The following is a 14,799-nucleotide window of genomic DNA, read 5'->3' on the forward strand; positions in this document are numbered from 1 at the left end:
AGGGTTGGGACAACCACCTGCTGGCTGCAGGCTGGTTGGAGGGGGAGCAAGGAAGGTTGTCTGATGCATTCCATTCCGGTCTTAAGGCAATGGCTGCATGAGAGGCCGCAACTCGTGTTGCGGCTGTTCCGCCACGTCGACAGAGCACACGGCGGGAACGTCCTGTACTACCGGAGCGGTCCGGCCGCGGCGGCGATGCGCAAGACGAGCGGGGCACGTCTGTGGGTCAGCCGAGCCCCGGAGGACCTGCTGCGGAACTTGAGCCGCTGCGGGATGAGCATCGGCTGCATGCGGTTGGACGAACTGGGCCGCGGTGACGATCTCGCCGACCTGGACGTCGACCAACTGTCGGAATTGCTCGGGCTGCTGCCGACGGAAATGGCCCAACTCCTGCTGCACGGGCTTTCGTTGCACGCCGACTTCCCGACTCATCACCTGACGCACAGCCACGCCGACGATCTATGGAAGGCCACGCAGGTCGGGGGCGATCCGGTACCGAACGAGATCTGGGAGCACCCATCCTGTCTCATGTTCAGGCAGGGCGAGCCCGATGACGACCATGTTCCGGAGCCTGTCCGAACGGCCGGCTCTGGGAAGCAAGAAGGCGGTCAGCGGGTGCCGACGGTGGCAGCAGTGGATGTTGACACGCTGTCCCAGCAGACGGTCGTGCTCCGCGCCGACGCCCACGCACTGGCCGACCGGCTGGACGCGTTCACCGCTGCGATGCGGGACGGTCGGCTCAGGGCCGACGAGGGCCTTCTGCGAGCGGTGCTCTCCTGGGCACGCGAGCGCGGGGAGCTGGCCAGTGCCTTTGTGGAGGCCGGGGCAGGAGCCTGGAACGCGGAACAGAGCTGGAGTGAGGCCGAGGCGCTGATCGAGAGACTGGGCGAAGAAGAGGAGCGATGCCGCCAGGTCGAGCGGGAGATCGCGGAGGTAACGAAAGCCCGTGACGAGGCCAATGCGCTGCTCGAAAACCTCTCCAGCGAGCTGATGCGGGCGAGCGTCGTCGGACAGATCGCGGACTTCGACGCCCGCCTTGCCCGGCTTCGTGGAGACACGCAGTCTCTGGCGCCGGTCGCAGACGTCGAGGAGAACCACCACGAGCCGGGAGCCCTCGGCTACGGTACCGTCCCGGACGGAGATGGTGACGCCCCGGAGGGCGACCCAGCCGGTCCGCGGAAGGCATCCGCTCCCGCAACCCCCACGTTGCCGGGCGTCGGCCAAGAGGCCACACCTGCCACTGCTCCCGAGCACGACCTGGCGGCCGCCCCAAATGTTTCGGCGGAGGCGCCATCCGCCCGCCACCCCCAGGCAGCAGCGGTGAAGACGGCCGAAGCAGGCCTCGACCAGCAGAGCGACGGCCTGGAGAAGGATGCGGAGGAACGGGCGGGCGACACCCTGGCTTCCGACGGTCCGCCCGCAGCGTCCTCGGACACACACGTCTCTGTGCCCACCCATCACGCTTTTGACGAGTCCCTTCCGAAGGGGCCCCCGGCGGGAAGCACCAAGCCCTCCTCCAAACCCTTTCCGACGTCGGTCGATGTGTGGTCCGGCGGCCAGGCACCGGTGGCCGGCCTGGTGGTCCAGGGCAGACTGGCCGAGGCGTACTGGCTCACCCGTGCCGCTGGAGCGCCTGAGCACCGCGCGCTCGCACTGGAGTTCGCGGACGCGGCGTTCCACGTTTCGGCTGCCTCGGCATCCGAACTGCAGGTGCAGACCGAGGAGCGTCTGGAGTCCGTCAGAAAGCTACGCCCCTGGGACGACGACCATGACGCCCAGCTGGTCCTGCTCACCGCCGCCGTGCGCAGTGGCATCTCGGCCCGCTGGGCGAGCAGCATACTGACCGGGCACACGTCGATCCCCAACCTGCCCATGCCGTGGGCCGACGTTCTCGACGGACTCGTCCAGGCGGTCCGTATGGGTGTGGAAATCGAGCCGGGCAGCCTGCAGTCCCCAACCGCCGAGACGGCCGTCGACCGTTACGAGAGGATCGCCGATCAGGCCCGACAGCTCGCCGTCGACCTGCCGAAGCGCAAGATCCGTTACCAGCGCGCCACCGTGGTTCTGCAGACGCTGGCAGCATCCGACGGTGTGCTCGGCCGCTCGCTCCAGGCGATCGAGAACTGGGCGGCGAGCGAGGGCAGGACGGGGCAGGAGGAGCTGACCGCTCTCTCCGAGGCGTACTTCAAGCGTTTCGACGCCGTGGACCGGCTCATCGACGAGACCGACCGGGCCAAGCGCAGCCCCAAGCAGTCCAAGGAGGACATTCACGCGGGCGCTCGCGAACAGCTGCGCACCCATGTCAAGAGTGTGCAGGACCTCTTGAAGGCGGCGGTGCGGGTGGCCGAGGCACCGCGCTCGTCCGGCAACCGTGAGGTCAGCCGCGCGCTCAAGGCGTCTGTCGAGGCCGCCAGGACCGCGGCGCCGGCGCCGGGTGTGGGCGGCGCGTTTCTCGGTCTGCTGCTGCGGTGGCTGGACCGCTCGTACGCGCCCGAGGCCCGGGACAACTGGTTCCCTCCGTCGTCCGACGAGCTTCTGATGGTGCCTGGCCTCCCTTGGCGTACCGAACACGGCCGGGATGTCCCCGATCTCTCCCACCAGGACACGTTCGACGCGCTCTCGGCGGTGCTCGGCCCGGTTGATCCCGTCAAGGCTCTCGCGTGGCACCGCGAGCAGGGCGACCTGCACCTTGCCGCACGCGCACTCGAACAGATCTCCGAGAGCGGGGGCACCGGTGTCGACCTGACGGCTTCCCAGATCGCCGAGCTGCGGCAGGCGTCCGCCGAAGCAACCGAAACCTGGAAGGCTCGCTGTGCGGCACAGCACCGCAGGGCCCAGTTGGGGCTGGCCCGCGTCCGGGCGCACAACCTGCTGACCCGCGAGACCGAGCGTGAGTTCACCGGCCGCCTTCTGGACCTCGAGGGCGAGGATCACGGTGGCCGCTACCGGGAACGCCTGCGTGCCATAAGGCAGGTCGCCGAGGAGCTGAGGGTCCAGGAACAGGAGAAGACGGACGACCTGCGCCAGCAGCTCGACCAGGTCCAGATGTCCGGAAAGGACAAGGCCCGCATCCGCGAGCTGCTGGACCGCGGCGAGACGGTGGCGGCCGAGGAACTCCTTTCCTTCGCCCGCCGGGGGCAGCCTCTGCCCGAACCCGCAAAGCCCGCCAGCGAGGTCCTCTCCCGCTTCCTGGCGGGGGTGGCTGACCCCAAGGCGCCCAAGTCGGACGAGGGCGGCGGGAGTGCCCGCTGGTGGGCGCACCACTACACCGACGGCGACACTCTGGTGCCCAACGCCGAGGCCGGCCTCGATGCATGGGACCGGCTGGCCCAGGGACGGGACGAGCGAAAGATCGGCCGGGCAGTCGTCAGCGTGCTCCGATTCCTGGGGCTGTCCGCGGCCCAGCCCAATGTGGAAGAGGCCTCGTGGGGGGTCACGAAGCTGAGCGTGCGGGCCGACATCACGGAGAGCACGCCCGGATATGTGGCCGCGCTCGGTTCGCAGGCCCGCCGCACGTACAAGGTGGTCGTGATCACCGACGAACTTCGGGGCGAGGGCCCCTTGCGGCATCTGCCCTCGTCAGCGATCGGCGCCAACATCATCCTCTACACGCAACCACTGGGTGTGGAGGGCCGCCGCCGTCTGGCCATGGAGTCACGAGGCCGGACCCAGCAGACGCTGGTCGTCGACCCGGCCGTAGTCGGGTGGGTGGCCGCGAGGGCACCTCGCTCCTTCCGCGCCGTGCAGCGGGTCACCCTGCCATGGACCGGCTACACCCCGTACACCCCGCACGTCGCCGGACTGGTGCCTCCGGAAGTGTTCAAGGGCCGCACGGACGAGATGCGTGCGGTGATCGACCCACAAGGCCCGATCTTCCTGTTCGGCGGCCGCCAGCTCGGCAAGTCGTCCCTGCTCAGGCATGCTGCGGAGGTATTCCAGAAAGACGACCGGGACAACCGCGTCGCCGTGTACGTCGACCTGATGAAGGCCGACATCGGGCACGCCGAGCCGCCGGAGGGAATCTGGCGGATGCTGCTGACCGAGCTGAAGCGACGAGGTGTGCTCAGCGAGACCATCGCCGACCGGGCGCCGGCCAACGTAATCGCCGCCGCGGTCCAGCAGTGGATCGAGGCGGCGCCCGAACGGCGCCTCCTGCTTCTGGCCGACGAGGCCGACGCGTTTCTCACCGCGGACGCCCAAGCGGTCTACACGGGCGGCGGCCAGTCCACGTTCCCCATCGTGAAGCGGCTGCAGCGGCTCATGGAGGACACCGGACGGGATTTCAAGGTGGTGTTCGCGGGTCTTCACCAAGTGCAGCGGTTCAACCGTCTGATCAACGTGGTCACCGCACACGGCGGCCGGGACGTACCAGTCGGGCCGTTGGATCCGCGGGACGCCGTTGAGCTCGTGGAGAAACCCATGGCCGCGGTGGGGCTCGCCTTCGAGACCCGGGACCTCGTCTGGCACATCCTCGGCCTGACCAACTACCAGGCCAACCTGCTGCAGATCTTCTGTGACCACCTGGTCGCCTTCATACAGCAGCGGTCCATGCCGGCCGAAGGCCGTCACGCGCCCATCACCTGGGAGGACGTCCAGCAGGTAGCCGGTATGGAGGAGGTCCGCGGGCTCATCGCCGAACGCCTGCGCTACACGATCAACCTGGAGGACCGCTACCGCGTCCTCGCCCTGCTCATCGCGGTGCGCAGCCTGGAGGAGGGACACGGGCACGGTTACCGACCTGACGAACTCCTCGAGCACGCTCGCGAGCGCTGGCACGACGGGTTCCGACTCGTACCCGAGCGCCAGTTGATCATCTATCTGGACGAGATGGTCAACCTCGGACTGCTGATCAAACTCGACAACGAACGTGTCTATGCGATGCGCAGCCCCAACGTGGTCAACATGCTCGGCACCAAGCCCGAACTCGAGAATGAACTCCGCGACACGCAGTTCGACCAGCCGTACGACTACGACCCGAAGGTCGCCAGACGTTCTCTCGGCTCGGACCGGCGTACCCGTGTCCAACGGATGAGCCCGCTGACCGACGGTCAGCTGAGCGAGATCCTCGACCACACGACCCGCACCACTCTGGTGCCCTGCACACCCGCGCTCGGCGCCGACCTGGTGAGGCACGGACTGGAACTGCACGTCGACGGCCACGACCTGGCCATCGTGCCGGTCGGCCCAGACGACGACCTCACGGAGGTCATCACCGCCAACTCCCGCCGTAGGGGCGGTTCCCGTCTCCTCTTCGCAGACCTCCGGGGTCAAGACACCAGCCAGCTACGCAAGGCCGTGGAGCGCCTTCTGGTGTACACGGACAGCACTCGAGGCGAGGGAGCCTCTTCCACTCCTCCCCGCCGCTACGCCGTGGTCCTGTGCGACCCGGATGCGGCGGCGGGAGTGGAGCAGGCCGCAGGGGTGGTCCACCCCGAGCGATGGAACCTGAACAGCCTGCGCGCCTGGCCGGAGTCTCCGTTCACCTCTCCGGACGACCGGCGGAACCTGATCCAGGTAACTGGTGGCTGGCCCGTGCTGGTGGAACTCGCCATGGCCAAGGTGCGCCTCGGCAAGCGGCGACAGGACGTGTTCGAGGAGCTCCTGGCCGAGATGGCCGGCCCACAGAAGGCGGCGGCGCACCTGCAGCTGGCTGGCCTCGACTCCTCCGACGTGACCCGGCTGACCGCCTGGGCACAGTTCTACGAGGAGGACGACCATGGCGCCGGCGAGGCGATCACCGGCCCCAGCGACCTGCAGGCGGCCTTCATCGCCGCCGGGCTCTTCGACGAGAGCGAAGCCGAGCGCGCTCTGGAGGCGGCGGAGCAGTTCCTGGCCCGCCTCGACCGCATCAGCGTCCTCGACGTCATCGAGAAGGGAAGCACCCTGGATCCGGTTACCTTCCGAGCCCTGAAGGTGACCGGTGCCAGCCGATGACACACATAGCCCAGAACGAGGGAGCGGCGGTTCAAGAAAGTGAGGCCGTCCCTCCCACCCCGCCCTTCACCCAACGGGACCTGGCACGTCTCCCTGGGCCGCGCAGGCACCTCGACCGACTCGAGCGGGACCTACGGGCGGGCCTCAACTGTGTCTGGTACTTCCCGGACACCGTGGTGGAATCCGGCCGGGCGGACTTCTTCCTGCGAGAGCTGATGAGCCGACTTGAGGAGTCCCTACCGGTGCCCGGATCGATCACGTCGGCGGTGGGCAGCGCCCTTGCGGTCCGCGCCAGCACGATCGCGTTCCCGGCCCAGCGCCCGGTCGACGGCCCTGTTCGGGACCTCTTCGACCCCTGGCACGAAGAGGATGACAGTTTTGACGCCGGTGATCCTTACGGCGCCCTCCTCGGCTCCGTGGCCGTGGCCACGGCCGGCGCTCCCGTCACCCCCGGTCCGGGAACGTTCGCCCCGCAGGGCACGGCCACCGCGGTGTCCCTCGTCGATCGCTTGGCCAAGCAACTAGGCGTCGCCGACGCCCCGCTGAGCGAGTTGCTCAGGAGAGCCCGCCGGTGTCGTGGGGGCTCCCAAGCCGACGACCTGGACGAGATGGACGACGCCGGCGCGCCGGACTCCCCGCCGACCGTCGTGGTACGGGGCTGGGAGGAGCATTCGGCCGAGGAAATGGGCCAACTGCTCCGCACCGCCCATGCCACCTTCCGAGAGGCGGGCCTGCCGGCCGAACGGCGTCCCCGATTCCTCTTCGCCGCACGGGTTCGGGACCTGCCCAGCACAATCTTCGGCGTCGGGCTGAGCCACAACCACGTCACCATGCACTGGTGGTGGCGGGTGTGGACCCGCCTCGACAGTGAGATTCTGCTCGCCTGGCGACCGCGTCCGTCGGCGACTGCCGCCCAGGCACTGCTCGACCGGGTGACGGACGCGGTCGTCGCCGAGGTCTGCGGTCCCGACGTCGACCGGGCTCTCGTCCTGCGCGAGGCATGGAAGGGAGGTGATGTGGAATTCCTTCGCCGCGCGCTGGCAGCCACACTGCCCGATCAGGAGGATGACGTGGACCAGAACTGGTCCCGCCGAATGTCCACCGCACACGCCTCCACCCCGTCCGCGGAGATCCTTGACGCCTGGGCGACGGGGACCGTCGACAGCTGGGACGGGCACGTCCGTCCCGTGCTCGCCCACCGTCTCCTCGATCCGGCATCCAACAAGCTGCGCATCCTGGTGTGCCACGCTCAGAACCGCGTCCTGCTCCCGCTCATAGAAGAGGCCCGCACCTCCTTGATCGAACTGGTCCCCGAGTTGCTGCGGAAGGAGATCGAGTTGGACTACTTCCGGGAACAGACCAGATCCGACTACCACGTGAGGAACAGACTTCCTGCCGCTCAGCTCCCCGAGCTGGAGATCGGCGACCTGGCCCGGGCGGCACGACTCCTGGTCCTGCCCACGGACCAACAGGATCGTCTGAAAACACTGAGCAACGCCAGGAATCACCTATCCCACCTGCAGCCACTGAGCCAAGAGAAGCTCGTCGCTGTCACGGAGGCCCTAACCACCGACTGGGTCGCCGACAGCGAGAGCTGACCGCCAGCAATGTCCGGGGCGCCGCCAGTGGGGCGCCGCCGACGCCCCGCTGGCAGACTGTCCGGATCATCTCGCCGGCGCAGGGAAATGTCGGCATAGCGCCGACCCCAAACACAGTCGTGAGGTGCAGCCGAAGTGCCGGCGACAACCAGGGCACCAGCGTTCCTGATGAGCGAGCCCAAGGTACGGCATTCGGACGCGAGAGGGGTTTCCCAAGAGACTGTCCAAGTGTGCAGGTGATCGCTTCCCAGGTCCTGCCGGACTCCCAGGCCAGGGCCAGGAACCGCTCGACGCGTCCGAGGTCCAGTTCGACGGCCAGGGACATCGCGACGACGGCGTGGTCGACGTTGGCCGCGAGGATCTGTCCCTCGGACCGCTTGGAGGACGTGGAACGGACGAACGCGGTACGGCGAGGCAGGAGTGTCCGCACGTACCGGGGGTCACTGTCGTCAGGGTCGACGGCGACCCAGTCCCCCGTGCACACGACCTTCATCGGGTCACGGGGAACGACGAACTCGGTGTCGGCGCGCACCGTGCCGGTCGGGGTGACGACGTCGCACAGTCCGCGGTCGACCCGTACGACTCGGCCGGGGACGAGGCCCTGCTCGGCGTGCGCAGCGAACTCTGTTTCCCAACCCTCGTCCCAGCCAAGGGAAGTGAGGGGGTGGGACGAAGCCGAAGCCGAAGCCGAAGCAGGAGCCGAAGCCGAAGCAGGAGCCGAAGCAGGAGAAGGAGCAGGAGCAGGAGAAGGAGAAGGAGAAGGAGAAGGAGAAGGAGAAGACGCGGAGAGAGTCAAGGGAAACCCTTCACAGGGTGGCCCCGGCCACGCGCACTCGCGATCGGGTGTGCGACGTGGGAAAGGTCAGCCGGAGGCCACGGAGGTGGAGTGGATGATCTTCTGGTTGCGGGCAACGGCCCTCGCAAAGACAGTCATCGGTCACACCTCCCTTTTCTCACCCGGCCGACCACGGCAGCCGACGGCTGCCGTGTGAAGCGATCCTCACCTTAGCGGCGGCCCGCATTCCGGTGCCACCTGTTTTCCCTCCCACCTCAGTGACGGCACGTCAGGAAGAGGTGCACGTCTTCCCGTTGAGGGTGAACGCGTACGGTGCGCTGTTCTTGTTGTGCCAGGAGGCGAGGAAGCCGAAGCTGAGGGTGCCGTTGGCCGCGACGGTCCGGTTGTAGTCCGCCGCGGTCGCGGTGACCCGGGAGCCGTTCTGGGCGAGGCTCGCGTCCCACATCTGGTCGACCCGCTGGCCGTCGCGGAAGGACCAGGCCACCCGCCAGGCGTCGAGCGCGTCGGAGGTGGTGACGGTGACGGTGGCCTGGAAGCCGTCCGGCCACTGGTTGACGAGGTCGTAGCGGACCTCGCAGGCCGCCGCGTCCGCGCTCCCCCCGGCGCCCGCGCCGGTACCGGCGGTGGACGAGGAGGTGCCCTGGGGCTCCGGGTCGGTCCTGCCGGTGTCGTCGCCGCCTCTCGCCGACGCCGTCGCGCCGACGGACGGCTTCGGGTCGGACGAGGAAGGCGCGGCGGAGGTGTCGGGCGTGGCGGACGGCAGGGCGGGGCCGGGTCCGGCCACCGGGGTACTGTCGGTGGGGCCGCCCTGGGCAACGCTGTCACCGCCGCTGTCGCCGGGCATCATCGACACGGCGAGCGCCAGCCCGGAGACGAGGACGGCGGCGACGAGAAGCGCGTTGCGCCGCACGCGCGCCCTGCCGGCAGCGGCCCGTACGGCCGCGCCCTCGGGGTCGGGCGTCTCGGGGCGTCCGGGACCGAGGCGCACCTCGGAGGCCCGGCGGCGACGCTCCAGGTAGGCGAGGCCGCCCCAGCCGATGACGCCCTGGGCGAGGGCCGCGGGCAGCCCGCCGCCGTGCAGCCGCAGGCAGGCGGCGGCCTCGGCGCACTCGACGCAGGTGGCGAGGTGCCGGGAGAGGTCCTGCGGCGTGTCGGCCGCGGGCGAGCGGGTGACGGCGTCCAGGAGCCGGACGTAGCTGCGGCACTCCGCGTCCATCGGCGTGTCGAGGTGGTTGCGGTGGCAGCGGTCCCGGAACAGTCCGCGGACCTGGTTCAGCTCCTCCACCGCGGCGGTCGGGTCCAGGCCCTGCCGGCGGACCACGGCGTGCAGCGGAAGCGCCTCCACCTCCGCCAGCCACAGCAGGGCGGCGTCCGGTTCCTGCATGTCCCGCAGGCCGCGCAGGGCGATGGGACGACTCAGGGGCGGTCCCACGTACCGCGCCGCTTTGCCCGAGTTCAGCCACAGGCGCAGATCGGGGTCGAGTTTGTGGCCCTGCCCCTGGGCCTCCCAGGCGGCCGCCGTGGCGCGTACGGCGGTCAGCAGCAGGGGGATCCGGGGCAGCCGGGACGAGCGGCGGCCGGCGCCTCGCGCGGTCCCGTCCTCGGCGGCGCGGGCCTCGCGTGTGCCGAGCGCGAACGCCTCACGGGCCAGCTGGTTCGCCGCGGTCGAGCCGGACGTGCACAGGTCGGCGTACGACAGGACGGCGTCCCAGCACTCGGAGAACAGCGCGGCTTCGACGGCGTCCTTCGGGGTCGGCAGGTCGGGCATGGGTCTCCTGCATCCACAAGCGAGGTCAACTCACCATGACGGCAATGGAGTTGGGGGGAACCTCGCGGCAGAGGCAGAGCTTTTCACGTTTCCAACACAACTGACAAGCGCCCTGTTCAGATGTCATGTCAGGACACCAGGACAAGACAGCAGAGGGCGGCCGCGCCCGTTACTCCGGCCTGTTGTACGGACGCGAACCGCCGTGTGTTCAACGCCGGCGCCATGTTTCCTCACCGGTTTCGGGGACTATACGGTCGCCTCGTCCTGCGCCGGAAGACTGTCCATGAAGGAACTCACGGAGAACACCGCGCGGCCGGGTCCGGGCAGGCCGTAGCCGGGAGGCGAGGAGAGCCCGAACTCGTCCATCGTCGCGCGGTAGGCCTCCAGCAACCGGATGTGGTACTCGAGCGGCGCCCCCTGCGGGTTCGCCTTGCCGAGCGGGGTCGTGGGCTCCGGGCACCAGGTGGTGAAGCGGGGCGTGATGCCCTGCGACATGAAGAAGCGCAGACCTTCCGTGGTGGAGGCGATGGCCTCGTCGACGGTGGTGAAGCCGAACGGCTCGGCCATCTCGACTCCCGCGACGAAGTTGGGGATGACGTTGCGCGCGCCGAAGATCTCCGCCGAGTCGAGGATCCGCTTGTGCCACTCGTCGCGGCCGACGTAGCGCTCCTTGCCCGGGCAGTACAGCTCGAACAGCCGACGGTCCCAGACCTCGTAGTTGGGGTGGTAGATCTGCACCCCGTAGTCCTTGAAGCGCTGCACGTCGTCGCGGGGCAGCGCCTGGGCGACGACCTTGCCGATCCAGCGGCCCGGGAAGCGCTCCTCGATGGCCTTGGCGTAGTGGCCGTAGAAGTCGGCCTCGTCCCGCCCGGCAACCGTTTTCGTGATCGCGCCGCCGGTGAGCGTGTAGGCGGTGGACGCCTTCTGGGTGTCGTACCGGTCGATGATCTCCAGGGCTTCCAGGACCTCCTCCACGTCCTTGACGCCCGTGTACGGCCGGCCGGCCGCCTTGTGCTGGCGCCAGTTGTGGTTGATGTCGCAGTACTGGCACTCCTCCTTGGCGCCGAAGTACTGGCACACCCGGAAAACGGTCAGATAGATGAGGTAACCCCACTGGATGGTGGGGGCGACCTCCATGACGGACTTCCCGTTGGAGAGCTTGTGCCGGTAGTACTCCGGCATCGGCGGCACCCCGACGTCGGCGATGCGCGTTCCGTCGAGGTAGAGCCCGAGCAGACCTTCGTCGTCAGCCGCGACACGGTACGGCGAGGCCGGGTTCACGCGCACCGACACCACGGTCCGCCGCAGGTCGTACGGTCCGCCGGTGAGGATGATCTCCTCCGGCGGGCGTCGCAGCGCGGCCTCTCCGAGCTCGGGCAGGGTGCCGTGGTCGAAGGAGAAGATGAAGTACGACTTCGGCTTGACCTCCCCCGACTCGTTGTCGCTCAGGGCGGAGGGGTCGAAGGCCACGCCTCCGCGCAGCAGGTCTTCCTTGAAGACGGCCTCCCGCGGAACATGCGGAAACCGCTCCATCAGATCCTCGACCAGCGCGGTACGGCTGCCCATCCGTCTCTCCTCCCGGCTCAGGCGTACGAATTCCTCACGGTATGCCCCCGCCCTCCCGGCCGTCGTACCGGGGCCCCGCTCCGCGCGCCGTCCAAGCCGCCCGCGGCGCCCGTGCCGCCTGCGCCGCCTCCCGGCAGATCCACTGGATTGCGGCCGTGACTTCCCGTTTTCCGTTTCCTCAGGAAGGATCACGGCATGACCGAAACCGTTACCAACTGGGCCGGCAACATCACCTTTGCCGCCGGTGAGCTGCACCGCCCGGACCGCCTCGACGCGCTCCGCTCGCTCGTGGCGAAGAGCGAGCGGGTGCGGGTGCTGGGCAGTGGGCACTCGTTCAACGAGATCGCCGAGCCGGGCGGCGACGGAGTGCTGCTGTCACTGGACGCCCTGGCCGGCGAGGTCGAGGTCGACACCGCGGCCCGGACCGTGCGGGTCGGCGGCGGGGTGCGGTACGCGGAGCTGGCGCGCCGGGTGCACGAGCACGGACTCGCGCTGCCGAACATGGCCTCCCTGCCGCACATCTCGGTCGCGGGGTCGGTGGCGACCGGTACCCATGGGTCCGGGATCCGCAACGGTCCGCTCGCCGCCGCCGTACGGGAGGTGGAGATCGTCACCGCCGACGGGTCCACCGTCGTCATCGGGCGCGGCGACCGGCGCTTCGGCGGAGCCGTCACCTCGCTGGGCGCCCTCGGGGTGGTCACCGCCCTCGTCCTCGACCTGGAGCCCGGCTACCGGGTCGAGCAGCACGTGTTCACCGAACTGCCCCTGGAGGGGCTGGACTTCGAGACGGTCGCGGGAGTCGCGTACAGCGTCAGCCTGTTCACCGACTGGGGTGCGCCCGGCTTCCGGCAGGTGTGGCTGAAGCGGCGCACGGACGAGCCCCTGGGCGACTTCCCGTGGGCCACGCCCGCCGACCGGGCGCTGCACCCGGTGCCGGGCATGCCGGCGGTCAACTGCACCGAGCAGTTCGGGGCGCCGGGCCCGTGGCACGAGCGGCTGCCGCACTTCCGTGCGGAGTTCACCCCGAGCAGCGGAAACGAGTTGCAGAGCGAGTATCTGCTGCCGCGCGGGCATGCCGTCGAGGCTCTGTACGCGATCGACGGGATACGGCAGACGGTCGCCCCCGTACTGCAGACCTGCGAAGTGCGGACCGTGGCCGCCGACGAACAGTGGCTGAGCCCCTCCTACGGCCGGGACACCGTGGCGTTCCACTTCACCTGGGTCGAGGACACGACGGCCGTGCTGCCGGTGGTGCGGGCGGTGGAAGCCGCGCTGGATCCGTTCGAGCCGCGGCCGCACTGGGGCAAGGTGTTTCAGATGCCGGGCGAGGCAGTGCGCGGGCGATACCCCCGGGCCGACGACTTCACGGCCCTGGCACGGGTACTGGATCCGGCCGGGAAGTTCACCAACGCCTTCGTACGGGACGTCCTGGAAGGGTGACTTCCAGCTGACTTCCGCCGACTTTATAAAGCCCCTTTCCTAACCCCTTGTCGAACGGTGGGGCACCCCATAACCTGACGCGGCGCCGGTGCCGTCGCAGTACCGGCCTGCCCGGCACGGAAGGGGACGGAAGGGATGAGAGGGCACGCTCCATGAAGCGCGGCACATCACGTGACATCCGCACCGCGAACCGCTACGAGGTGCTGCGTCAGATCATCGCCGCCTCACCCACCTCCCGGCAGGAGCTCGCGGCCGCGACCGGTCTCTCGCTCGCCACCGTCGCCACGCTCGTCGGCGAACTGCTCGACCTCCGCATGATCACGGAGGTCGGGTTCGAGGACTCGGCGGGTGGCCGCCCCCGGGGCCTCGTGGCCGTCAACGCGTCGGGGGGCGCGTTGATCGGCGTGGACATCGCGGAGACGTACGTCCATGTCGAGCTGTTCGACCTCGCGCTGAACGTGCTGGCCCGCGCCGAGGAGAACATGCGGCCCGGCGAGAGCCGCCCGCAGCAGGTGGTCGGCCATGTGGCCGCGGCCGCCGGTTCGGTGGTCGCGCAGGCCGGGGTGGAGGCCGCCCGGGTGCTCGGCGTCGGGGTGAGCGTGCCGGGGCAGGTGGACCGCGCCACCGGCATCTCCGAGTACGCGCCCAACTGGGACTGGCACGACGTGCCGTTGCTCGACCTGCTTTCCGAACACATCGCGTATCCGCTGTACTTGGACAACCCGCTGCGCGCCGGGGCGGTCGCCGAGCTGTGGTTCGGAGCGGCGCGCGGGCACGGGGACGCCGTGGTGGTCAACCTCGGCACCGGCGTCGGCGCCGGACTGGTGCTGGGCGGCGCACTGCACCGGGGGGTCAGCAACAGCGCCGGCGAGTGGGGGCACACGACGCTCGTGCTCGACGGCCGGCTGTGCCGGTGCGGCAACCACGGTTGCGTGGAGACGTACGTCGGCGCGCCCGGGATCATGCAGAACCTGCGTGAACTCAGCCCGCGGAGCCCGCTGTTGCATCCCGAGGACCAGACTGCCACCATCGACGCCCTGGCCGCCGGGGTCGCAGCGGGCGATCCGATCGCCGTCAAGGTGGTGCGGGACACCGCCCGTTACCTCGGCGCCGGCATCGCCAACCTGGTCAATGTCCTCAACCCCGAGGTGGTCGTGCTGAGCAGCTGGGTCGCCGCCCGGCTCGGGGAACCCCTCCTCGAAGAGGTGCGCGAGGCCGTGGCCCGGCACGCCTTGAAACGGCCGCTGGCCGCCAACCGGATCGTCCTCTCCGCGATCCCCACCGACCCGGCCTGTCTGGGTGCGGCGACGTTCGCGCTCGAAGGGGCGCTGCAGTCCGTCGGGCAGAGAAACGCCAAACGCACCATCCCCACACGAGCCAGGAGCCGTATCGCACCGTCTGCGTGAACCAGCGAAACCGCAGGCAGCACGGGCATCACCCCACTGGCCGAGGGCCGCCGGCCCCTGACACCGGCGGCCCTCATCCCCCTTTTGAAGCACCGGCGTTACCCGTTCCGCGACCGCTCTACACCCACGTTTCCAACCCCGCCGTTCGCCATCCCGAACCGATCACAACGCTTCGAACAGACTTCGTCCAACCCCTTGCCGAAGCCTTAGCCGAAGGTTAACGTCCCGCTCCGCAACGCCATTCGAGCCATCTGGCGCTGAAGCCGTTGAGCCGCAGCCGTACTCGAGACA

At 69.3% G+C, this 14,799-nt stretch carries 6 protein-coding genes and 1 pseudogene; 4 read left to right on the top strand and 3 right to left on the bottom strand.

Annotation, left to right across the window (positions count from 1 at the left end; genetic code table 11):
* Positions 1-63 precede the first annotated feature (63 nt).
* Together ACIBAF_RS24770 and ACIBAF_RS24775 are read left to right on the top strand one after the other, a co-directional pair.
* Positions 64-5,934, top strand: a complete 5,871-nt coding sequence (locus ACIBAF_RS24770) for a hypothetical protein (RefSeq protein WP_399465711.1) — start codon at positions 64-66, stop codon at positions 5,932-5,934.
* A 242-nt stretch (positions 5,935-6,176) separates the two neighbouring features.
* Complete coding sequence (locus ACIBAF_RS24775; RefSeq protein ID WP_399465713.1) at positions 6,177-7,532, top strand: hypothetical protein; 1,356 nt, start codon at positions 6,177-6,179, stop codon at positions 7,530-7,532.
* A 256-nt stretch (positions 7,533-7,788) separates the two neighbouring features.
* Here the strand turns inward: ACIBAF_RS24775 and rsgA are convergent.
* The 3 genes and pseudogenes from rsgA to ACIBAF_RS24790 all read right to left on the bottom strand — a co-directional run.
* A pseudogene (gene rsgA / locus ACIBAF_RS24780) lies at positions 7,789-8,328 on the bottom strand (GTPase RsgA); the annotation flags it as partial.
* 268 nt (positions 8,329-8,596) lie between these two features.
* Positions 8,597-10,096 (bottom strand): cellulose binding domain-containing protein, encoded by a 1,500-nt coding sequence (locus ACIBAF_RS24785; protein ID WP_399465715.1) that lies wholly within the window; start codon positions 10,094-10,096, stop codon positions 8,597-8,599.
* 246 nt (positions 10,097-10,342) lie between these two features.
* Entirely contained in the window at positions 10,343-11,662 is a 1,320-nt protein-coding gene (locus ACIBAF_RS24790) for a radical SAM protein (protein WP_399465717.1), read from the bottom strand.
* 195 nt (positions 11,663-11,857) lie between these two features.
* Between ACIBAF_RS24790 and ACIBAF_RS24795 the strand changes: the two genes are divergently transcribed.
* Positions 11,858-13,102 (top strand): FAD-binding protein, encoded by a 1,245-nt coding sequence (locus tag ACIBAF_RS24795; protein WP_399465719.1) that lies wholly within the window; start codon positions 11,858-11,860, stop codon positions 13,100-13,102.
* A gap of 152 nt (positions 13,103-13,254) precedes the next feature.
* Entirely contained in the window at positions 13,255-14,508 is a 1,254-nt protein-coding gene (locus tag ACIBAF_RS24800) for an ROK family protein (RefSeq protein WP_399465721.1), read from the top strand.
* The last annotated feature ends 291 nt before the right edge of the window (positions 14,509-14,799 follow it).

Source organism: Streptomyces sp. NPDC051677 (assembly GCF_044453465.1).
Classification (GTDB): Bacteria; Actinomycetota; Actinomycetes; order Streptomycetales; family Streptomycetaceae; genus Streptomyces.